The sequence below is a fragment of the Roseomonas sp. BN140053 genome (assembly GCF_047690175.1).
GTDB lineage: Bacteria > Pseudomonadota > Alphaproteobacteria > Acetobacterales > Acetobacteraceae > Roseomonas.
On the sequence record NZ_JBLLEB010000016.1, the window covers coordinates 35,985 to 56,407 of the forward strand.

A 20,423-nucleotide genomic window follows, 5' to 3' on the forward strand; every position below is an offset into this window, starting at 1 on the left:
TTCGTTTCCGCCGGTCCGGTGACGCCCGCCTCGCGCGGCGTTTTGCCGGCCCGGGCCCTGCCTTCCCCGTCCTGGGCGGTTGCCAAGCGCGCGGGAGATGGCCACACACTCGGCCAGCATGAGCCAACACGCTCCCCCCATGTTCGAACCTCGCGTCAAGGCCGTTCTCGGCCCCACCAATACCGGCAAGACGCATCTCGCCATCACGCGGATGCTGGCGCATTCCTCCGGCATCATCGGCTTCCCGCTGCGCCTGCTGGCGCGCGAGAACTACGACCGCATGGTGGCCGCCAAGGGTGAGGCGCACGTTGCCCTCATCACCGGCGAGGAGAAGATCATCCCGCTGGAAGCGCGCTGGTTCGCCTGCACGGTGGAAGCCATGCCGCTCGACCGCCGCGCCGAGTTCGTCGCCGTCGACGAGATCCAGCTCTGCGCCGACCCGGATCGCGGCCACGTCTTCACCGAGCGCCTGCTGCATGCCCGCGGCATGGTGGAAACCATGTTCCTGGGCGCTGAGACGATCCGGCCGCTGCTGCAGCGCCTGATCCCCTCGGCCGAGATCGAGACGCGGCCGCGCCTGAGCCAATTGACCTATGCCGGCCCGGCCAAGCTGACCCGCCTGCCGCCGCGTTCCGCCGTGGTCGCCTTCTCGGCGGCCGAGGTCTACGCCATCGCGGAAGCCATCCGTTCCCGCCGCGGCGGCTGCGCCGTGGTGATGGGCCGCCTTTCCCCCCGGACCCGCAACGCCCAGGTCGCCCTGTACCAGGAGCGCGCGGTGGACTTCCTGGTCGCCACCGACGCGATCGGCATGGGGCTGAACATGGACGTGGACCATGTCGCCTTCGCCTCGCTGACCAAGTTCGACGGCCACCGCCCGCGCCCGCTGACGGCGCAGGAAGCCGCGCAGATCGCCGGCCGCGCGGGTCGCGGCATGCGCGACGGCACCTTTGGCGTCACCGCCGACTGTCCCCCCCTGAGTGACGAGCTGACCACCAAGATCGAGGGGCACCAGTTCGACGCGCTGCAGACGCTGGCCTGGCGCAACAGCGCGCTGGACTTTGCCTCGCCCGACGCGCTGCTGGACAGCCTCGCGGCCCCACCGCCCTTCGCCGGGCTGGCGCGCGGCAACGACGCCGACGACCACGTGACGCTCTCCGCCCTGGCCCGCGAGGAGGAGATCCGCCGCCTCGCCGACAGCCGGACTCGGGTGCGGCTGCTGTGGGAAGCCTGCCAGATCCCCGACTTCCGCAAGCTGGCGGACGAGACGCATGTCCGGCTTTGCGGCCGGGTGTTCAAGCACCTCGTCGAGGACGGCGCAGTGCCGGATGACTGGATCGGCTCGCAGATCGCCTCCTGCGGCTCGATCGAGGGCGACCTCGACACGCTGATGGCGCGCCTCGCTTCCATCCGGGTCTGGAGCTACATCGCCGCCCGCGCCGACTGGGTGCGCGACGCCCCGCGCTTCCAGGGCGAGGCCCGCGCCGCCGAGGACGCCGTGTCCGACGCGCTGCACGAGCGCCTGACCGCCCGCTTCGTGGACCGCCGCGCCGCGCACCTGATGCGCAAGCTCGACGAGAACGACGAGGACCTGCTCTCGGCCGTGACGCGCCGCGGGGAGGTGGTGGTGGAAGGCCATCCCGTCGGCAAGGTGTCCGGCTTCACCTTCGAGCCCGACACCGCCGCCGATGCCGGCGAGGACGAGCGCCGCGTGGTGCTGCGCGCCGCCCGACGGGCGCTGCGCGAGGAGATGCCGCGGCGCGTCGCCCAGCTGGAAGCCAGCAGCGACGACGCCTTCGGGCTGACGCCGCTGCAGCGCGTGACCTGGACCATGCCGGGCTCGCCGCCGCCGGGCTCCCCCGGGCATGAGATGGCGGAGATCGCCCGCCTCAAGGCCGGCCCCACCCCGGACAAGCCGGTGGTGGAGCCGCTGAACTCCGAGTTCCTGGACGGGGCGCAGCGGGAGCGCGTTCGCGCGCGGCTGGCGACCTGGCTGGAGAACCTGGTCAAGAAGGCCCTGGCGCCGCTGGAGGCCGCCGAGACCAAGGCGGCCGAGGATGCCAGCCTACGCGGCCACCTGTTCCGGCTGCGCGAATATCTCGGCCTGCTGCCGGGCGGCACGGAGCGGGAGATACCGCCCGATCTGCGCGCCAAGCTGAAGGCGGTGGGCGTCCGCGCCGGCCGCTACGCGCTGTACCTGCCGGAAATGCTCAAGCCACGGCCGATGGCGCTGCGGGCGCAGCTCTGGTCGCTCGCCGCCCAGAGCGCGGTGCCGCCGCTGCCGGTCAGCGGCCTCGTCAGCATCACGCCGCCCTCCAACTGGCCGCGCGGCTTCGCCGAGACCATGGGCTGGGTGAGCGCCGGCGAGGTGCTGGTGCGCCTGGACGTCGCCGAGCGCGTGGCGGGCGAGCTGGGCCACCTGACGCGCCGTGCCCCGGCCGTGCTGCCCTCCGACGTCGCCAGCCGGCTCGGCCTCAAGGCGGAAGCGCTGGGCCCGGCGCTGACCGCGCTGGGCTTCCGTTTCCTGCCCTCCGAGCCGCTGGCGGAGAACGTCTACGGTCCCCTTGCCCCGGCCCTGGTGGCCCTGCGGCGGGACGAGCAGCACCGCCGTCAGCGCCCGGAGCGCGGCCCGCGTCCCGGCCGGCACACGCCCGGTGGCGCGCCGCCGAAGCCAGCCGCGGACGACGCGCCTGCCGAGGCATTGGCCGAGGCCCCGGGTGCCGAGCCCGATGCGGCGGCAGCCGCGCAGCCCGCCCCTGCGGCGCGGCCGCCGCGCGACCCGGATGCCCCGCGCCGCGACGGCCCGCGCCGTCAGCATGGCGGCGACCAGCGGCAGAACCGACCGCATGGTGGCGGTGGTCGCCCGGGCGGCAACAATGGCGGGCCGGGCAACCGCCCGCAGGGTGGGCCGCCGGCCGGCGCGGGCCAGGAGGAACGCCAAGGAGGGGAGCGCCAGGGCGGCGACCGCCAGGGCGACCGCGGGCGTCGTTTCCCGCCGGCGCAACCGCCCCGGCGCGAGGAGCGTCCGATGGACCCGGACAGCCCCTTCGCGGTGCTGGCCAAGCTGAAGCTGGGCAAGTGAGGGCGTGAGCCGGCCTCGGCGGATGACGGGACCAACTGGCGGCCCGCGACCCGGCCGGCGCTGATGCGGCCGGCATGAGCGACACCGAAGGCCGGGACTGGCAACGGCTGGATGCCTGGCTCTGGTGCGCGCGGCTCGCCAAGACCCGCGCCGCCTGTTCCCGCCTCGTGGAATCCGGCGCCGTGCGGTTGAACCGGCAGCCCACGGAAAAGGCGCACGCCAAGCTGCGACCCGGCGACGTGCTCACGCTGGCCCTGGGCGGGCCGGAACGCGGCAGCGTGCGGGTGTGGCGGGTGCTGAGCCTGGCCGAGCGCCGCGGCCCTGCCACGGAAGCACGCGCGCTGTACGAGGAGCTGCCCGGCTGAAAGGCGGGTTGTCCTGATGGGACGACCGCGCCATGTGACGCTTGCCGCCCGCCAAGCCGGGAATCCGGACAGGAGTCGCCTGCCAGTGACCTACGTCGTCACCGAGAACTGCATCAAGTGCAAGTACATGGACTGCGTCGAAGTGTGTCCGGTCGATTGCTTCTATGTCGGCGAGAACATGCTGGTGATCCACCCGGACGAATGCATCGATTGCGGCGTGTGTGAGCCCGAATGCCCGGCGGAAGCCATCCTGCCCGACAGCGACGACGCCGCGACCTCCTGGGCGGAGCTCAACCGCACCTATTCCGCGCAATGGCCCAACATCACCCGCAAGGGTGAGGCGCCGGCCGATGCGGAGGAATGGAAGGACAAGCCGGGCAAGCGTGAGCTGTTTAATCCGGAACCCGGCACGCCCTGAGAATCGATCGCATGACGGGGGGCGTCTTTTCTGCTATGGACGCCCCTCGCCGCGAAGCGTCCCGGCCTCGAACCGCGTTGCGGCAAGCGATCATGCCGTTCAGCGCCCGCAGGCTGGTCACCGCGCCGTGCGGCCGTTCCGTTTCCCCGTGCCGCGCGGGGTTCCGGTTGAGGCCGCTCCCGAGTTTCGGAGGTTAACCGCATGAAGGCCCCAGCCAAGTCCCAGGCGCCCGCTTCCGCCACGCCGGACGAGGAGGCTGCCAGCCCGGCGCCCGCGGCGGCGTCGCGCGCCAAGACGGCTGCCGCCCCCAAGCCCGCATCCCCTCGCCTCGCGGCCAAGCCTTCCGCGGCGCCGGCCGCCCGCAAGGTGGACACCGACCCGGTCGAGGACGCCGAGCCCGCCCCGGAAGCGCCGCCCGCCGCTGCCCCGGAGCCCGCGCAGCCCTCCGTGGCCGCCGGCCCGATCCGGCCGGTGCCGCCGCCCAAGCCGCTCGGCAATCCCGGCAAGGACTTCAAGGCGGGCGACCACGTCGTCTACCCCACGCACGGCGTCGGGCAGGTCCAGGGCATCGAGGAAGTGCCTGTGGCCGGCACCACCCTCAAAGTGATCGTGATCACCTTCGAGGAGAACCGGATGACCCTGAAGGTGCCGATGGCCAAGGCGCCGAGCTCGGGGCTGCGCAAGCTCGCCTCGCCCAAGGTGATGGACGAGGCCATGGACACGCTGCGGGGCAAGGCGCGAATCAAGCGCACCATGTGGTCGCGCCGCGCCCAGGAATACGAGCAGAAGATCAACAGCGGCGACCCGATTGCCATCGCCGAGGTGGTGCGCGACCTGCACCGCAACGCCGGGCAGCCCGACCAGTCCTTTTCCGAGCGGCAGATCTACGAGTTGGCGCTGGACCGGCTGGCCATGGAGGTCGCGGCGCGCGACGGCACGGACAAGCCGGCCGCGACGCAGAAGTTGATGGACTTCCTCAAGCAGGGCTGAGGCTGGGCGGGCATCGGTCCGCTACCGCGTCGAGCCAACGAAAAAGGCCCCGGGGATCGCTCCCCGGGGCCTTTCTCATGCGCTCAACCCGGTCAGTCGGAGGACTGACGCACGCCCATGAACTGCAGCAGCAGCTGGAACAGGTTGACGAAGTTCAGGTACAGGCCCAGCGCATCGAACACCGAACGCTTGGCCGCCTCGTCCGAGCCTTCCGCGTAGGCGTACTCGAGGTAGTCGGCCTTGATCCGCTGCGTGTCGAAGGCGGTCAGGCCCACGAACACCACCACGCCGATCACGCTGATGGCGAACTGCAGCGCCGTGCTGCCGATGAACATGTTCACGATGCCGGCGATGATGATGCCGATCAGGCCCATCATCAGGAAGCTGCCCATGCGGGTCAGGTCCGTCTTCGTGGTGTAGCCATAGATGCTGACGGCGGCGAACATGCCGGCGGTCACGAAGAAGGTGCTGGCGATCGAGGCACCGACGTACACGGCGAAGATGTTCGCCATGCTGGCGCCCATCGCCACGCAGAAGGCCCAGAACAGCGCCTGCACCGTGCCCTTGGACATGCGGTTGACGCCGAAGCTCAGCGCCAGGACGAAGGCCAGGGGCGCGAAGATCGCGACGTAGCCCAGCAGGGTCGGCTGCGTGGCTAGGCCGCGAGGGGTGCGGACCACCGTGTAGAAGGCTTCGGACAGCTGCGTGTTGGCCACCACGTAGGCGATGATCGCCGTCAGGGCCAAGCCGGATGCCATCCAGTTGTAGACCCGCAGCATGTAAGCGCGGAGCCCGGCATCCAGGACGGCGCTGTCGGTGGACGCGCGGCCGAGCGGCTGGGTCCAGGCCGAGCCGCCCGTCGTGAAGCGGTTGTCGGGACGCAATGCCATGAGAGGAACGACTCCTTCAGCGAGGGATGAGGGTTGGGGCCATCCCCGCTATGTGAAAGATATGGAATTTCCGTAATGCGGATCAATGGGGGAGTTCGACACAGGCCCCTTCAGGCCGCCTCCGTCCAGTAGCCGCGATGGGGAACCGCGCCCTCCTCCTCCAGGCAGGGGCCGATCACGGTGGGGGGTCGGTGGGCGCTCTCCAGCACCGCCCGGCAGGACAGCGACAGCCCCGCCGTTTCCGGCCGGGCGTTGCGCAGTTCCAGGATGGCCCCGGCGGACAAACCGTACACCACGCGCCCGATGCCGCCGTAGAAGATCGCCGCGGAGCACATCGCGCAGGGCTCGCCGGAAGAATAGATCGTGCTGCCCTCCAGCCGCTCGCGCGGGATGCCGGCGCGGATGATGCTGCCCAGGGCGTTCATCTCCGAATGCGCCAGGGTGCCGTCGCCGCTGGCGCCCTGGGTGGAGCCGGCATCGGCCAGTACCTCCCCCGCCGCATCCACCACCACGGCGCCGAAGGGCCGGTCGCCGCGGGCGCGGGCGTCCCCGGCGGCGCGATAGGCCCGACGGAGCCAGAAGGCGTCCTCTGCGGTGAAATCCTGCGGGTCGGGGCTGCTCATGCCCGGCAGAGTAGTGCCTGGGGAACCGCGGTCCATCGGCGGCGCGTCCCTATTCATTGCGCAGCAGCGGCGCCGGCCGCACCCGCAGGGCCAGTGCCGTGCCGGCCCACCCCATCGCCATGGTCAGGGCCACGCAGCCCAGCACGGTCAGCGCCAGCGTGCCCGGCAGGAAGACCCAGTCGGCCCGCATCACGAAACGCACCACCCCCCAGGAGGCCAGCGTCCCCGCGGCCGCGGCCAGCACGCCGGCGGTGAGGCCGAGCAGCCCGAACTCCACCAGCCAGGCGTTGCGGATCTGGGCGCGGGTGGCGCCCACGGTTTTCAGCACCACCGCGTCGCGGATGCGCTTGTTCTGCCCCGCCGCCACGGCGCCGGCCAGCACCAGCACGCCGGAGAGCAGCGTCAGCGCCGCCGTGGAGGAGAGCGCCGCGCCCAGCCGCGACAGCAACTCGCCCACCGCGGCGATGGCGTCGCGCACGTTGATGCCCGAGACGTTGGGGAAGGCGTCGGTCACCGCCCGCAGCACCGCGCCCTCCACCGCCGGGTCGGAGCGCAGCGTGGCGATGTGCGTGTGCGGCGCCGCTTCCAGCAGCCCGGGCGAAGCGATCAGCGCGAAGTTCAGCCCCAGCCCGCGCCACTGGATGTCGCGCAGCGAGGCCACGCGCAGCGGGATGTCGCGCCCTAGGATGTTCATGGTCACCGTGGCGCCGACGCCGATGCCCCAGCCCTGCGCCAGGTTGGCGTCCAGCGACACCAGCGGCGGCCCGCGATAATCTGCCGGCCACCATTCCCCGGCGGTGATGCGCGTGCCTTCCGGCGGGGTGGGAGCGTAGGTCAGGCCGCGGTCGCCGCGCAGCGCCCACTGGCTGTCTTCGCTGACGCGCAGCTGCTCCACCGGCGTGCCGTTGATGGCCACGATGCGGGCGCGCAGCGAGGGGACGCGCTGCACCTCGCCCACGCCCGGAAGGCTCCGCGTCAGGGCGTCGAAGCGGGCGGCCTGATCGTTCTGGATGTCGATGAAGAAGAAGTTCGGGGCGCTGTTGGGCAGCTGCTCGTTGATCTGCTGCCGCAGGTTGCCCTCGATCAGCGCGATGGCCGCCAGGGTGGTCAGGCCGATGCCCAGCGACACCAGCATCAGCGCCGTTGGGGCGCCGGGGCGGTGCAGGTTGGCCAGGCCCAGCCGCAGCGTCGGCCGCCGCACCCCGCGGAAGCGGCGGGCGATGGCGGTCAGCGCCCAGGCACCGGCGCGGAACAGCGCCAGCGTGGCCGCGGCCGCGACGCAGAACCACAGGGCGAATAGCGGCTGCTCGGCGGTGCCGACCACCAGCGCCACCAGCACCAGCGCCACCGCGGCGTTGGCCAGCAGCAGGCCGATGCGCGGCCGCCCGCCGCCGGGCTGCACGACGTCGCGGAACAGCGCCGCGCCGGGGATGTCGCGGGCGCGGCCGAGCGGCCAGAGCGAGAAGGCCAGCGCCGTCAGCAGCCCGTACAGCGCGGCCAGCAGCAGCGGCGCCGGGTAGAAGCCCAGGCGCGGTGGCACCGGCAGGGCGCCCGCCAGGGCCTGCGAGCCGATCCAGAACAGCAGCACGCCGCCGGCCAGCCCGATGCCGATGCCCAGCAGGGACAGGGCCAGCGCCTGGATCAGGTAGGTCGCGAAGATGGCCGAGGCCGGGGCGCCGAGGCAGCGCAGCGTCGCGATGGTGCGGGCCCGGCGGTCCAGCCAGGCGCGCACGCCCGTGGCCACGCCGATGCCGCCCACCAGCAGCGCCGTCAGACCGGCCAGCGTCAGGAAGGAAGCCGCGCGGTCCAGGAAGCGTCCGACCCCGGGCGAAGCCTCGGAGGTGTCGCGCACGCGCCAGCCGCTGTCGGCGAAGGGCTGCCGCAGCAGCTCGCGTCCCAGCGCGGCGGCATCGGCGCCGGGCGGCAGGCGCAGCCGGTAGTCGTACTGCACGAGGGAACCGGGCTGGATCAGCTGGGTCGAGGGGATCGCCGCGATCGGCACCATGGCGCGCGGGCCCAGGATGGCGGGGCTGGCGACCTTGTCCGGCTCCTGCGCCACCACGCCGCGCAGCACGAAGCGCCCTTCGCCCAGCCGCACCTCCTGCCCGACCTGCAGCCCCAGCCGGTCCACCACGATGCGATCCAGCGCCAGGGCAAAGCGGCCCTGGGCGTCCGGCGCCGCGTCCAGCGTCCCGGGCGGGTCCAGCACCAGCTCGCCGTAGAGCGGATAGGCGGTGTCCACCGCCTTCAGCTCCACCAGGGTGCGCTCGCCGGACGGCCGTGCGCCCTCCGCCGCGCCATTGCCTCCTGTCGCGGCGGGCGCCACGGCCATGGCGCGCATCTCCACCACCTCGCTCAGCGTGGCGCCGCGGGCGGTGAGCCAGCTGCGCGCTTCCGGCGACATGGGGCGGTAGGTCATCCGCACGTCCAGGTCGCCGCCGAGGATGCGCGCCCCGTCGGCCGAGAGCCCCGCTTCCGTGGCATCGCGCAGCGTGCCCACGGCGGCGATGGCCGCCACGCCCAGCGCCAGGCAGGCCAGCACCAGCCGCAGCCCGCGCGCCCCGCCGCGCAGCTCGCGCCGGGCGAAGCGCCAGCCCAGCGCCAGCGCGCCCGCCCCGGTTGGGGCCGGCGCCGCCGCCCGCGCCGCGCCCACTCCGGCGGCCAGCCCGCCGCCGGCTTCGGAAGCGGCGCTCATGCCGGCACGGCGTCCAGGGCGGACTCGCGGGTGTCGGACACGATCAGCCCGTCCTCGATCCGCACCTGCCGCTCGCAGCGCGCGGCCAGGGCGGGGTCGTGGGTGATCAGGATCAGCGTGGTGCCGAAGCGCTCGCGCAGGCCGAAGAGCAGGTCCATCACCGCGTCGCCGGTCTTGCGGTCCAGGTTGCCGGTGGGCTCGTCCGCCAGCATCAGGGCGGGGCCGGCCACGAAGGCGCGGGCCAGCGCCACGCGCTGCTGCTCGCCGCCCGAGAGCTGGCCGGGGTAGTGGTCCAGCCGGTGCCCCAGCCCGACCTGCGCCAGGGCTTCCTCCGCCCGCTCGAAGGCGTCGCGCCGGCCGGCGAATTCCAGCGGCACGGCCACGTTTTCCCGCGCCGTCATGGTGGGCACGAGGTGGAAGGCCTGGAACACGATGCCGATGCGGTCGCGCCGCAGCCGTGCCAGGGAGTCCTCGTCCAGCGCGGACAGGTCCTGCCCGGCGACTTCAAGGGTGCCGGCCGTGGCCCGTTCCAGCCCCGCCAGCAGCATCAGCAGCGAGGTCTTGCCCGAACCGGAAGGGCCGACGATGCCGATCGCCTCGCCCGGCTGCACGGACAGGTCGAGGCCCTTGAGGATGTTGACCTCCCCGGCCGAGCCCCCCACCCTGAAACGCAGTCCGCGGGCCTCGATCAGGGCGTCGCGGTGGGGCGAGGAGGGCATCATGGCATCCGGCATCGCCCGCAGATTGGACCGCCGTGCTGCGCTGCACAGGGGTCTCACCGGTTTCGCAATGTGTCTCGCCGCGGGCCTCGCGTCCCCGGTGCGCGCGCAAGGGCGGCCGATCAAGCTGCTGATGCTCGGCGACTCCATCACGGCAGCCTATGGGCTGAACCGCGAGCAGGGGTTGCCGGCCCGGCTGGAAGCGGCCCTGCGCGCCGCCGGGCGCCCCGTCAGCGTGATCGACGCCGGCGTGTCCGGCGACACCACGGCGGGCGGCCGTTCCCGGCTGGAATGGTCGCTGGCAGAGCAGCCGGACGCCGCGATCGTGGCGCTGGGCGGCAATGACGGGCTGCGCGGCATCGACCCGCGCGACAGCAAGGCGAATCTCGGCGCTATCCTGGACGGGCTGAAGGCGCGCAACGTCCCAGCCCTGCTGGCGGGCATGCTGGCGCCGCCCAACCTCGGCGCCGATTACGGCCGCGAATTCGCCGAGGCCTTCGTCCAGCTGGCGCGGGAACATCCGGAGGCCGTGTTCTACCCCTTCTTGCTGGACGGCGTGGCGGGGGAGCCGGAGCTGAACCAGCCCGACCGCATCCATCCCAATCCCCGGGGGGTGGAGGAGATGGTGCGGCGAATGCTGCCGGCAGTGCAACAGCTGCTGTCCAAGGTTCAGGGGAGTTGAGGGGATGCTTCGCCTGTTCGTCGCGCTGGCCCTGCCGCCGGAGCTGCGCGTCCAGCTCTCGGCCCTGGCCGGCGGCATTCCCGGCGCCAAGTGGGTGCCGCCGGAGAACTACCACCTGACGCTGCGCTTCATCGGCGGCATCGAGAACTGGCGCGCCGACGAAGTGGACGAGGCCCTGGCCGCCATCCGCGCCCGCCCCTTCGACCTAACGCTGCAAGGCCTCGGCACCTTCGAGAAGGGCGGCCGGATCCAGGCGCTCTGGGCCGGGGTGGAGCGGACGGACGCGCTGACGCACCTGCAGTCCAAGGTGGAAACCGCGCTGCAGCGGGTCGGGCTGGAACCGGAACGGCGCCGCTTCGCCCCGCACGTCACCCTGGCGCGCACCGACCGAGCCGAAATCCCCAAGCTGATCGCCTACGTCCAGGCGCACAACCTGTTCCGCGCCCCGCCGGTGCGGGTGGAACAGTTCACCCTGTTCTCCTCGCGCCTGGGCAAGGAGAACTCGGTCTACGTCCAGGAAGTGGACTACGCGCTGGCGTAGCCGCCGGTCCCGGTGCCCGGCCAGGGCGCTAACCCTTTACCGCGGGGGTCGTCGCCACGGCCCGGCGCACGGCGCCCACCACGCCGTCCGCGCCGCGCCGAGGATTGAAGTGCCGGGCCGTTGACCCTGGGCGCGGCGCGTGGCCACAGGACGAGCCATGCCGCGCCCCGCCGACCCTGCCCTGCCCGCCATCGTGATCCTGACCGGCGCGGGGATTTCCCAGGAATCCGGCCTGGCCACCTTTCGTGACCCGGACGGGCTGTGGCAGCGCCACCGTCCGGAGGAGCTGGCCACCCCCGAAGCTTTCGCGCGCGACCCCGCCCTGGTGCACGGCTTCTACAACGCCCGCCGCGCCCAGCTGCGCGGCGTGTCGCCCAACGCGGCGCACCTCGCCCTGGCGGAGCTGGACGCGCGTTGGCCCGGCGAGCTGCTGCTGGTGACGCAGAACGTGGACGACCTGCACGACCGCGCCGGCTCGAAGCGCCTGCTGCACATGCACGGCGCCCTGCGCGAAGCCCGCTGCACGCGCTGCGCCGCCGTGCTGCCCTGGGAGGAGGATCTGTCCACCGCCACCCCCTGCCCCCGCTGCGGCACCGCCGGCGGGCTGCGACCCAACATCGTCTGGTTCGGCGAGATGCCGGTCGGCATGGACCGCATCGGCCGGGCACTGGACCGCTGCGACCTGTTCGTCTCGATCGGCACCTCCGGCCTGGTTTATCCCGCCGCCAGCTTCGTGGCGGAGGTGCGCGGCCGCGCCCGCACGGTGGAGCTGAACCTGGAACCCTCCGCCGGCTCCGCCCTGTTCGACGAGGCCCGCCACGGCCCCGCCACCGCGCTGGTGCCCGCCCTGGTGGCGGAACTGCTGGCACGATGCGGCTGAAGGCGCCTCCCCTGGGCGCGGCCGTTCCGCCACCGCCCGGCGCCGGCCTGGCCGCCACCGAGGCCGCGGCGCGGGCCTGCACCCTCTGCGCCCCCGCCCTGCCGCTCGGGCCGCGGCCGATCCTGCAGGTCAGCGACACGGCGCGGCTGCTGATCACCTCCCAGGCGCCGGGCACCAAGGCGCACCTGTCCGGCATACCCTTCGAGGATGCTTCCGGCGACCGGCTGCGCCACTGGCTGGGCCTGGACCACGCCACCTTCTACCGTTCCGGCCTGGTGGCGATCCTGCCCACCGGCCTGTGCTATCCCGGCCGCCTGCCGCGCGGCGGCGACGCCCCGCCGCGGCCGGAATGCGCGCCGATCTGGCATCCCCGCCTGCTGCCGCTGCTGCCCGCCGTGCGCTGCCGGCTGCTGGTCGGGACCTACGCGATGCGCTGGGTGCTGGGTCCCGGCCCGGGGCTGGCAGAGCGGGTGCGGAACTTCCGGACCCTGCTGCCGGCGCATTTCCCCCTGCCCCACCCGTCCTGGCGCACCCTGGTCTGGGCCAAGCGCAACCCGTGGTTCGACGAGGAGGTCATCCCGGCGCTGCGGCAGCACGTCGCGGCGATCCTGAACTGACGCTGCCGGTCGGGGCGGCCCGCGCGGGTGAGGTGGGCTGCCGGCGCCGCTCAGTGCGGCTCGTCGCCCTCTTCCTCCAGTCGCGCGATCTCCTCGTCGGAGAAGCCGAAATGGTGCCCGACCTCGTGGATCAGCACGTTGCGCACCAGGCGGAACAGGTCCTCGCCGGTTTCCACCCATTCCACCAGGATCGGCTCGCGGAACAGCAGGATGGTGTCGGGCTCGCGCACCGGGTCGGACACGGATCGCTCGGTCAGCGGCACGCCACGGTACAGGCCGGTCAGCTCCCAGGGATGCTCCAGCCCCATCTCTTCCAGCGTAGCCTCGTCGGGCACGTCCTCCACCAGGATGGCCACCCCGCGCACGGAAGCGCGCAGCTCCTGCGGCAGGGCGCCGAGCGCCGCGTCGGCCATGTCGGCGATGTCATCCACGGTGGGCGGCGTGCTGTGGCGCATGGTTGGCAGCAGGCCCATAACCTGCCCCCGACCGTCAAGCGGAGGCAGGGCCCGCTCACATGATCGCAACACTCTCCCCGGCTGAACGCGCGACCTTGGCCACAACCCTGCCGGACTGGCACCCCGTGCCGGAGCGCGACGCCTTGCGCCGCCGCTTCGCCTTTCGCGATTTCAGCGAGGCCTGGGGCTTCATGAACCGCGTGGCGCTGCTGGCCGAGCAGCAGGACCACCACCCGGAATGGAGCAACGTGTGGAACCGGGTGGAGATCGTGCTGACCACCCATGACGCGGGCGGGCTCAGCGCGCGCGACCTGCGCCTGGCCGCCGCGATCGACGCCCTGCTGCGCTGAGGCCCCCCGCCCGGCCGGAGCCGGCTCCGCCGGTCAGCCCGCGGCAGCCTACCCCAGCCGCGCCGCGGCCAGCGCCACGCAGCGCTCGAACACGTCCAGCGCGTCGAAGGGACGGTCCATCCCGTCCTCCGGCAGCACCATCGGCAGGCCGCCGGTGGCCAGCAGGGCGCCCGCTACCATGAGGTTGTCCGCCAGGCCGAAGCCGTTGGTGGCCAGCCCGGGAACCGGGTCGGGCATCGCCGCGACCTGGGCGCGGGACCGTTCGGCGAAGGGGAGCGCGACGTTGGAATAGCCGAAGGCCGGCTTGCCGCGCCCGAGATACCAGCCCAACTCCACCAGCGTGCCCGCATCGGCCGAGGCGCCGCGAAACGGCGTCAGGTTGGCGATGACGACGTCGCACTCCTCCATCATCGCGACGTCCTTGCGGAAGATAGTGCGCCAGGCTTCCTCCTCCGCCATGGCGCGCAGGCTGGCCACGTCCTCGTTCAGCGGCGGCAGGCCGGTGATGCCGTAGCGGGCGCAGATCGCGGCCTTGCGCCGGGCCTGCTCGGGCGCCCCGGGCAGGAACACCTCGGGACCGGCCAGATACGCCTTGATCGCCATGCCCTCGCGTCCTCCCCTTCTTCTCAGCTGGTGGCGCCGGCCAGGGCCAGCACCTCGCCCGGGCTGCGGCCGGCGGCGCGCAGGTCCCGCAGCGCCGGCGCCCCGTCCCGCTTGGCCAGGCGGCGGCCGTCGGCGCCGCGCAGCAGCGGGTGATGCGCGTAGGCCGGCTCCGGCCAGCCGAGCAAGTCCTGCAGCAGCCGGTGGATGTCGGTGGCGGCGCGCAGGTCCTCGCCGCGCGTCACCAGCGTCACGCCCTGCACCGCGTCGTCGTGCGTGACGCACAGGTGGTAGGAGGCCGGCGCGTCCTTGCGCGCCAGCACCACGTCGCCGAAGCGCGCCGGGTCGCAGCGGACGCGCCCTTCCCCCAGCTCCTCGAAGCTCAGCGGCGCCGACAGGCCGGCCAGCGCCCCCGCCATGTCCAGCCGCAGCGCGTGCGGCTCCCCCGCGGCCAGCCGCGCCGCGCGCCGGTCCGGCGACAGTCGGCGGCAGGTCCCGGGATACACCGGCCCGTCCGGCCCCGCGGCGGCGAGGTGCGGCGCCCGGCCGCTGCCGGCGATCTCGCGCGCGATCTCGGCCCGCGTGCAGAAGCAGGGATACAGCAGCCCCCGTGCCGCCAGCACGTCCAGCGCCGCGCGGTATTCCGCCATGTGTTCGGACTGCACGCGCACCGGACCGTCCCAGTCCAGCCCGAGCCAGCGCAGGTCCTCGGTGATCGCGGCGGCGTATTCCGGGCGGCAGCGGCCGGGGTCCAGGTCCTCCAGCCGCAGCAGGAAGCGGCCACCCGCCTGCCGCGCGGCGCGCCAGCCTTGCCAGGCGGAATGCGCGTGCCCCAGATGCAGGAAGCCGGTCGGGCTGGGCGCGAAGCGGGTCACGGTGGACGCCATCGTGCCGCGGGATGTGCCGGCGCCCGGGCCGAAAGGAAAGGGTGCCCGCATGGACGGTCTGCGACTCGAACCCGCATCCGGAGGCGCCCCGCGGCAACTCGTGGTGCTGCTGCACGGCCTCGGCGCCGACGCGCAGGACCTGTTCGGCCTGGCACCCGCCTGGGCCGCGGCGGCGCCGGAGGCGGCCTTCGTGGCGCTCGACGCCCCCGACGCCTACGCGGACGCCCCCTTCGGCCGGCAATGGTTCCCGCTGGGCGACTGCCGGCCGGCCGTGCTGACCGCAGCCATCCGGGCCGCCGGGCCCGCGCTGGAAGAACGGCTGGCGGCCCTGCTGGCCGCCGAAGCCGTGCCGGCGGCCGGGCTGGTGCTGATGGGCTTTTCCCAGGGCGCGATGATGGCGCTGCAGGTGGGGCTGCGCCGGGCGACTCCGCCGGCGGGGATCATGGCCTTTTCCGGCGCCCTGCTGGACCCGCCCGCGTCCCGGACCACGCCGTGGCCGCCGGTGCTGCTGGTGCACGGCCGGGAAGACGAGGTGGTCCCGGCCGCCGCCTCCGCCCAGGCGGAAGCCGCGCTGCGGGCCCTGGGCGCGCCGGTGTCCACACTGTTCGTGCCCGGGCTGGGACACGGCATCGACGATTCCGGCTTGGCCGCGGGGGCGGAGTTCCTCCGTCGCGTGACGAGCCGGTGACACCGCGCGGGCGGCTGTTGCCGCCCCGACACGGGCGTGGCAAACAGGACGGCATATCGGGCGGCGCCACTGCATCTGGGGCCTATTTCGTCCGACATGGCCCCAGGGATGGTGCTTCGCTGCCGCAACGGCATGGGAGCGACGCTTGCCCGACGGCGGTCACACATTCCCTGCACTGGTGCTGAACGCGGATTTCCGTCCGCTGTCCTATTACCCGCTCTCGCTGTGGTCCTGGCAGGACGCGGTGAAGGCGGTGTTCCTGGACCGCGTTTCCGTGCTCAGCGAGTACGAGCACGAGGTGCGCTCCCCCACCCTGTCCATGCGCCTGCCCAGCGTGATCGCGCTGCGCGAATACATCCCCTCCGCCCGGCGCCCGGCCTTTACCCGCTTCAACGTGTTCCTGCGCGACCACTTCGCCTGCCAGTACTGCTCCGTCGGCTTCCCGACGCCGGAACTGACCTTCGACCACGTGGTGCCGCGGTCCCGCGGCGGCCGCACCACCTGGGACAACGTCGTCACCGCCTGCGGGCCCTGCAACCTGCGCAAGGGTTCCAAGCTGCCGCGGGAATGCCAGATGGTGCCGCGGGTGACGCCGCGGCAGCCGACCTCCTGGGAACTGCAGGACAACGGCCGCGGCTTCCCACCGAACTACCTGCACGAGAGCTGGCGCGACTACCTCTATTGGGACAGCGAACTGGAAAGCTGACCCGCCCTCTTGGATCCCTATACCCGGCTGCTGGTGCTGATGGCGCAATGGTGGCGCCATCCGCCGGACCGCACGCGAATCATCGTGATCCTGGCGGCCCTCGCCATCGCCCTGCTGATCGTCGGCTTCGAGCACGTCTTCGGCTGGCCGGACTGGCTGCGGACCAACCCGGTTCCCATCCGGCGGCTGTGACCGCAACCCGGACCGCGGGTCGGCCGCCGAACGGGGCGGGCGCGCCCTGCCCTTCAGCCCGCGTCCGGCACTGTGTCCAGGGCGGTGTAGCGCAGCCCCGGCACGCGGGGCGGGCTGCCGTCGGGGCGGCTGCCCGCGCCCGCGATCAGCGCGGTCGAGAGCTGGCCCACCGCGACCACCAGTTCTTCCCGGTTCTCGGCCGTGTGGCGCGCGGTGACCCGCAGCTTGAACAGCCGGCCGCCCACCCCCGTGACGCAGACGAAATCCGTCATCAGCCCGCTCTGCAGGCTGCGCTCGAACAGCAGGCAGCGCAGTGCCGGCGCGTTGCCCTGCTGGAAGGTCACCGCCGCTTCCCGCGCCGGCCGGGGCGCCCCGTTCTGCGTCGCGGCGATCAGCGAGGCCGCCGCGGCGGTCACCAGCTCCTGCCGCGCCTGCCGGGAATCCGGTCCTTCCTCGACCGCCGCGGCCTCGCGCGTGAACAGGTAGGTGGTGGCGAAGCCCCAGCGCCCCTCGTAGCGGGCGATCATGCCCTCCCGCACGCCGGGCGTCCGGTCGGGCTGCGCCGGGCCGGCCAGGCGGAAGCCGCCTGCCTCGGCTGGCAGGCGGGTGACGGCCGCCTCCCCCGCCGTCGCGGGCGCCGTGCCATCCGGCGTGTGGGCGAGCGGCGCGCAGCCCAGCAGGGCCGCTGCCAGCAGCAGCCCGGCGCCCCGCCGCAGCACCGCCACTGCCGTCCGCCCCGGGGGGCGCGATCCCCGGCCCGTCACACCCGCTCGCTGACGCGGATCGCGACCTTGCAGCCGGCCTTGATCACCTTGCTGAGCAGCCGATAGGCCGGGGCCAGCTCGGCCTCGTTTTCCAGCCCGATGTCGCGGTGTTCCTGCTCCTCGGCGCGGAACTGGGCGATGTGTGCCTTCAGCGGCGCCTCGTCCGTGCCCAGCGCGTCGTGCTGCTCGGCGTAGTGCTCGTCGATCGCCTCCTCCACCGCCACGGTGCAGGCCATGGCGCCGCGGTGGCCCAGTAGGGCGGTGGCGGCGCCGAGGGCGAAGCCCGCCGCGTGCCAGATCGGCAGCAGCGCGGTGGGCCGCACCCGCCGCTCGCCGATCAGGCGGGTGAAGGTGTCGAGGTGGACCTGCTCCTGCTCCTGCATGTGGCGCAGCATCGGTTCCCAGCGGGTGCCGCGCAGCACGGCGATCTGGCCCTGGTAGATGCGCTTGGCGCCGTATTCCCCGGCATGGTCCACGCGGATCGCCCGTTCCACCAGTTCGCGCGGAGTCGGGTCGCCAGGCAGCCGGTGGGCCACCGTTTCGCGCAGGGTCCCGTCGGGGGCGGACGGGTCGGGGGCAGTGCTGCTCATGGATGGGGTCCTCTCCTCGCAGCATGTAGGGCGAAGCCGCCCAGGGCCAACGCGACGAGGAGATTCAGCGCCGCCATGGAGAGCGGCAAGCCGGGGATCAGGAAGGCCGGCGCGTCGCAGGGCTTGTCCGGCTTGGCCGCCATGCTGCGCAGCAGGTCGTCCACGCTGCCGCCCCCGGCCGAGGTCGGCGCGGCGCAGGAGGCCAGCGGCGAGGGCCACCACCCCTGCTCCACCCCCACGTGCAGCGCCGCGACCGCCCCGGACACCAGCACCGCCACCGCCACCAGCGCCAGCAGCGACCGCGACCGGGTCGTTGCGGCGAGCAGCGCCAGAACCGCCGCCACCCAGTAGGGCCAGCGCTGCCACAGGCACAGGGCGCAGGGTGCGAAGCCCAGGAAGCGCTCGGTGGCCATCGCCGCCAGGGGTGGCAGGATGGAGCACAGGGCCACGACGAGGGCGGTGCGGCGCGTCATGCGGCGCAACCTGCGGCGACGCGCCGCGCCGGGCAAGCCGGGTGCGGCTGCCTGGGGCACCGGTAGCCGCAGGGCTGCGACCCGCCCGACGCGGGCATTCGCGCCCGGACCGTGACCCGCTGGCGACGACGCGGATTCACCGCCCCGTCCGATTTCAGCCCGGGCAGATCGGGTCTAGCCTGCTCCCCGCGCACAGCGAGGGGAAACGCCGGTATGGTCACCATCTGGGGTCGGGCCAACAGCAGCAACGTCATGAAGGTGCTCTGGCTCTGCGAGGAGCTGGGCGAAGCCTTCGACCGGCGGGATGTCGGCGGCCCCTTCGGCGGCACCAGGGAGCCCGCTTATCTCGCGATGAACCCCAACAGCCTGGTGCCGACGCTGCAGGAAGCCGACGGCTTCACCCTGTGGGAAAGCAACGCCATCCTGCGCCACCTCGCCACCACGCGGCCGGCCGGCGCTGCCGTCTACCCCGCCGCACCGTACCGGCGGGCCAAGGCGGACCAGTGGATGGACTGGCAGCTGGGCACGCTGGGGCGGCCGATGACGCAGATCTTCCTGACCTTTATCCGCACCCCCGAAGCGGAGCGCGACCTGCCCGCCGCCGCCAAGGCGCGCGACGAGGCCGAGCGTCTCTGGCGTATTGTGGACGCGGAGCTGCGCGGCCAGGACTTCATCTGCGGCGACTTTTCCCTGGCCGACATCGCGCTGGGCATCTTCGCGAAGCGCTGGTTCGCCCTGCCGGTGGAGCGGGCGGAGCTGCCGGAACTGGCTGCCTGGTACGCGAGGCTGCAGTCACGGGACGGCTTCCGTCGATACGTCGACCACCCGCTGACGTGAAGGACGGGCGGCGGGACAGCCCCGCCGCCTCCGGCTCTCAGCTGGAAATCTGGATCGTTTCCCGCACCAGCGGATAGATCTCGTTGATCCAGCGGCGGCCGTTGAACACGCCGTAATGCCCGACGCCGGTTTGCAGGTGGTTGCGCTTCAGCCGGGCCGGCACGTTGGGGCACAGTTCCAGCGCCGCCATGGTCTGCCCCACTGAGCAGATGTCGTCGCGCTCGGCCTCCACCGTCAGCAGCGCCATGGTCTCGATCGCCTCGGGGCGCACGGGCCGGCCGCGCACCGTCAGGGTGCCGCGCGGCAGGTCGTGGTCCTGGAACACCGTCTTCACGGTTTCCAGGTAGAACTCCGCCGGCAGGTCCATTACCGCCAGGTACTCGTCGTAGAAGCGCCGGTGCGCGTCCGTACGCTCCGTGTCGCCGGAAACGAGGTTGCGGAACTGGTCGGCATAGGCCTGGACGTGGCGCTCCATGTTCATGTTCATGAAGGCCGAGATCTGCACCGCGCCGGGATAAACGCGCCGCCCGCCGCCGGCGTAACGCCAGGGCACGTCGGAAATCAGGTTCTGCTCGAACCAGGAGATCGGCCGCGAGCTGGCGAGGCGGTTCACCCGCGTCGGGTTCACCCGCGTGTCGATCGGCCCGGCCATCAGTGTCAGGCTGCGCGGCGCGGAGGGGTTCTTGTCTTCCGCCATCAGCGCCGCCGCCGCCAGCACCGGCACCGCCGGCTGGCACACCGCCACCACGTGCGCGCCGGCCGGCATGACTTCCAGGAAGCCGATGACGTGGTCCACGAAATCGTCGAAGCCGAAGCGCCCGGCCGCCACCGGTACGTCGCGGGCATTGTGCCAGTCGGTGATGTAGACGTCGTGGTCCGGCAGCATGGTGGCCACGGTGCCGCGCAGCAGTGTGGCGAAATGGCCGGACATCGGGGCCACCAGCAGCACCGGCGGCTGCTGCTGGTCGGTGTCCTTGCGGAAACGCAGCAGCGAGCCGAAGGGCGTGCTGGCCGTCACCTCCTCGCGCACCTCCACGGTGCCGTTGCCGAAGCGGGAGGTGGTGATGCCGAAGGCGGGACGCTCATGCGTGGTGCGGTAGCCACCCATCACCTCCAGCGCGGCCACAAAGCGGCGCAGCTGGAAGAATTCGGGCACCGCGCCCTCGAACTGCTTCAGGACCCGGCTGGAGCCGCGGGCAAAGGTCTGGAACGGGGAAAAGAAGTCCTGCTGTGCCTGATAGGCATTGTAGATCATCGGGTCGGGCTTTCCAGCTGTGCGACGAGCGTCACCGGCTCCTGCCCCACGGAGTGCGGCGGCTGCCGCGAACATAGTCCCCTCAGGTCGTTTCGGCGATGCCGCCCGTCAATGTGGCGGCCCTCCC

The 20,423-nt window shown here is 72.8% G+C and carries 24 protein-coding genes; 13 read left to right on the plus strand and 11 right to left on the minus strand.

Annotated features, from left to right (window positions below):
• The first annotated feature begins 139 nt into the window (after positions 1-139).
• The 4 genes from ACLIBK_RS15330 (at position 140) to ACLIBK_RS15345 (ending at position 4,852) form a co-directional block, all read left to right on the plus strand.
• The gene (locus tag ACLIBK_RS15330; protein WP_415388147.1) at positions 140-3,079 is read left to right on the plus strand and encodes a helicase-related protein; all 2,940 of its coding nucleotides are present in this window, start codon (positions 140-142) and stop codon (positions 3,077-3,079) included.
• A gap of 74 nt (positions 3,080-3,153) precedes the next feature.
• Positions 3,154-3,444 (plus strand): RNA-binding S4 domain-containing protein, encoded by a 291-nt coding sequence (locus ACLIBK_RS15335; protein ID WP_415388148.1) that lies wholly within the window; start codon positions 3,154-3,156, stop codon positions 3,442-3,444.
• Between the two features lie 85 nt (positions 3,445-3,529).
• The gene (fdxA, locus tag ACLIBK_RS15340) at positions 3,530-3,862 is read left to right on the plus strand and encodes a ferredoxin FdxA (protein ID WP_415388149.1); all 333 of its coding nucleotides are present in this window, start codon (positions 3,530-3,532) and stop codon (positions 3,860-3,862) included.
• Positions 3,863-4,063: 201 nt separating this feature from the next.
• On the plus strand, positions 4,064-4,852 hold the full coding sequence (locus tag ACLIBK_RS15345) for a CarD family transcriptional regulator (RefSeq protein ID WP_415388150.1): 789 nt from the start codon (positions 4,064-4,066) through the stop codon (positions 4,850-4,852).
• 92 nt (positions 4,853-4,944) lie between these two features.
• On the opposite strand, the gene ACLIBK_RS15350 is transcribed toward ACLIBK_RS15345, so the two are convergent.
• The 4 genes from ACLIBK_RS15350 to ACLIBK_RS15365 form a co-directional block, all read right to left on the minus strand.
• Positions 4,945-5,742 carry a Bax inhibitor-1/YccA family protein gene (locus tag ACLIBK_RS15350; RefSeq protein ID WP_415388151.1) on the minus strand — a complete coding sequence of 266 codons (798 nt, stop codon included), beginning with the start codon at positions 5,740-5,742 and terminating at the stop codon, positions 4,945-4,947.
• 110 nt (positions 5,743-5,852) lie between these two features.
• Entirely contained in the window at positions 5,853-6,365 is a 513-nt protein-coding gene (locus ACLIBK_RS15355; RefSeq protein WP_415388152.1) for a nucleoside deaminase, read from the minus strand.
• Between the two features lie 49 nt (positions 6,366-6,414).
• Entirely contained in the window at positions 6,415-9,060 is a 2,646-nt protein-coding gene (locus ACLIBK_RS15360) for an ABC transporter permease (RefSeq protein WP_415388153.1), read from the minus strand.
• Positions 9,057-9,794: an ABC transporter ATP-binding protein gene (locus ACLIBK_RS15365; RefSeq protein ID WP_415388154.1), complete on the minus strand. Its 738-nt coding sequence runs from the start codon at positions 9,792-9,794 to the stop codon at positions 9,057-9,059. Before ACLIBK_RS15365 ends, ACLIBK_RS15360 begins: the two co-directional genes overlap by 4 nt.
• 55 nt (positions 9,795-9,849) lie before the next feature.
• On the opposite strand from ACLIBK_RS15365, the gene ACLIBK_RS15370 reads away from it, so the two are divergent.
• The 4 genes from ACLIBK_RS15370 (at position 9,850) to ACLIBK_RS15385 (ending at position 12,499) form a co-directional block, all read left to right on the plus strand.
• Positions 9,850-10,461 carry an arylesterase gene (locus tag ACLIBK_RS15370; protein WP_415388155.1) on the plus strand — a complete coding sequence of 204 codons (612 nt, stop codon included), beginning with the start codon at positions 9,850-9,852 and terminating at the stop codon, positions 10,459-10,461.
• 4 nt (positions 10,462-10,465) lie between these two features.
• Positions 10,466-11,002 carry an RNA 2',3'-cyclic phosphodiesterase gene (thpR, locus tag ACLIBK_RS15375; protein WP_415388156.1) on the plus strand — a complete coding sequence of 179 codons (537 nt, stop codon included), beginning with the start codon at positions 10,466-10,468 and terminating at the stop codon, positions 11,000-11,002.
• A 157-nt stretch (positions 11,003-11,159) separates the two neighbouring features.
• On the plus strand, positions 11,160-11,882 hold the full coding sequence (locus ACLIBK_RS15380; RefSeq protein WP_415388157.1) for an NAD-dependent deacylase: 723 nt from the start codon (positions 11,160-11,162) through the stop codon (positions 11,880-11,882).
• Positions 11,873-12,499, plus strand: coding sequence for a uracil-DNA glycosylase family protein (locus ACLIBK_RS15385; protein ID WP_415388158.1), 627 nt, complete (start codon positions 11,873-11,875; stop codon positions 12,497-12,499). Before ACLIBK_RS15380 ends, ACLIBK_RS15385 begins: the two co-directional genes overlap by 10 nt.
• A 50-nt stretch (positions 12,500-12,549) precedes the next feature.
• Here ACLIBK_RS15385 and ACLIBK_RS15390 read toward each other — a convergent pair whose 3' ends face one another.
• On the minus strand, positions 12,550-12,972 hold the full coding sequence (locus tag ACLIBK_RS15390; RefSeq protein ID WP_415388159.1) for a metallopeptidase family protein: 423 nt from the start codon (positions 12,970-12,972) through the stop codon (positions 12,550-12,552).
• 41 nt (positions 12,973-13,013) lie between these two features.
• Between ACLIBK_RS15390 and ACLIBK_RS15395 the strand changes: the two genes are divergently transcribed.
• The gene (locus ACLIBK_RS15395; RefSeq protein WP_415388160.1) at positions 13,014-13,304 is read left to right on the plus strand and encodes a 4a-hydroxytetrahydrobiopterin dehydratase; all 291 of its coding nucleotides are present in this window, start codon (positions 13,014-13,016) and stop codon (positions 13,302-13,304) included.
• 48 nt (positions 13,305-13,352) lie between these two features.
• Here the strand turns inward: ACLIBK_RS15395 and ACLIBK_RS15400 are convergent, their stop codons facing one another.
• Together ACLIBK_RS15400 and gluQRS are read right to left on the minus strand one after the other, a co-directional pair.
• Positions 13,353-13,907: a nucleoside 2-deoxyribosyltransferase gene (locus ACLIBK_RS15400; RefSeq protein ID WP_415388161.1), complete on the minus strand. Its 555-nt coding sequence runs from the start codon at positions 13,905-13,907 to the stop codon at positions 13,353-13,355.
• A gap of 23 nt (positions 13,908-13,930) precedes the next feature.
• The gene (gene gluQRS / locus ACLIBK_RS15405) at positions 13,931-14,791 is read right to left on the minus strand and encodes a tRNA glutamyl-Q(34) synthetase GluQRS (RefSeq protein ID WP_415388162.1); all 861 of its coding nucleotides are present in this window, start codon (positions 14,789-14,791) and stop codon (positions 13,931-13,933) included.
• Positions 14,792-14,840: 49 nt separating this feature from the next.
• Here gluQRS and ACLIBK_RS15410 point away from each other — a divergent pair, with 49 nt between their 5' ends.
• The 3 genes from ACLIBK_RS15410 to ACLIBK_RS15420 all read left to right on the plus strand — a co-directional run bounded on the left by ACLIBK_RS15410 (position 14,841) and on the right by ACLIBK_RS15420 (position 16,377).
• Positions 14,841-15,479, plus strand: coding sequence for an alpha/beta hydrolase (locus ACLIBK_RS15410; RefSeq protein ID WP_415388163.1), 639 nt, complete (start codon positions 14,841-14,843; stop codon positions 15,477-15,479).
• A 145-nt stretch (positions 15,480-15,624) separates the two neighbouring features.
• Entirely contained in the window at positions 15,625-16,185 is a 561-nt protein-coding gene (locus ACLIBK_RS15415) for an HNH endonuclease (protein ID WP_415388164.1), read from the plus strand.
• A 9-nt stretch (positions 16,186-16,194) separates the two neighbouring features.
• Positions 16,195-16,377 carry a hypothetical protein gene (locus ACLIBK_RS15420; protein WP_415388165.1) on the plus strand — a complete coding sequence of 61 codons (183 nt, stop codon included), beginning with the start codon at positions 16,195-16,197 and terminating at the stop codon, positions 16,375-16,377.
• A gap of 53 nt (positions 16,378-16,430) precedes the next feature.
• On the opposite strand, the gene ACLIBK_RS15425 is transcribed toward ACLIBK_RS15420, so the two are convergent.
• The 3 genes from ACLIBK_RS15425 to ACLIBK_RS15435 are packed head-to-tail and all read right to left on the minus strand — an operon-like array spanning position 16,431 to position 18,204.
• Entirely contained in the window at positions 16,431-17,096 is a 666-nt protein-coding gene (locus ACLIBK_RS15425) for a hypothetical protein (RefSeq protein ID WP_415388166.1), read from the minus strand.
• A 41-nt stretch (positions 17,097-17,137) separates the two neighbouring features.
• A complete protein-coding gene (locus ACLIBK_RS15430; RefSeq protein ID WP_415388167.1) occupies positions 17,138-17,731 on the minus strand; it encodes a demethoxyubiquinone hydroxylase family protein in 594 nt (197 codons plus the stop codon).
• Positions 17,728-18,204 carry a disulfide bond formation protein B gene (locus ACLIBK_RS15435; RefSeq protein WP_415388168.1) on the minus strand — a complete coding sequence of 159 codons (477 nt, stop codon included), beginning with the start codon at positions 18,202-18,204 and terminating at the stop codon, positions 17,728-17,730. Before ACLIBK_RS15435 ends, ACLIBK_RS15430 begins: the two co-directional genes overlap by 4 nt.
• Before the next feature lie 213 nt (positions 18,205-18,417).
• Here ACLIBK_RS15435 and ACLIBK_RS15440 point away from each other — a divergent pair, with 213 nt between their 5' ends.
• Complete coding sequence (locus tag ACLIBK_RS15440) at positions 18,418-19,041, plus strand: glutathione S-transferase family protein (protein WP_415388169.1); 624 nt, start codon at positions 18,418-18,420, stop codon at positions 19,039-19,041.
• 37 nt (positions 19,042-19,078) lie between these two features.
• Here the strand turns inward: ACLIBK_RS15440 and ACLIBK_RS15445 are convergent, their stop codons facing one another.
• Positions 19,079-20,296 carry a polyhydroxyalkanoate depolymerase gene (locus tag ACLIBK_RS15445; RefSeq protein WP_415388170.1) on the minus strand — a complete coding sequence of 406 codons (1,218 nt, stop codon included), beginning with the start codon at positions 20,294-20,296 and terminating at the stop codon, positions 19,079-19,081.
• Positions 20,297-20,423 lie beyond the last annotated feature (127 nt).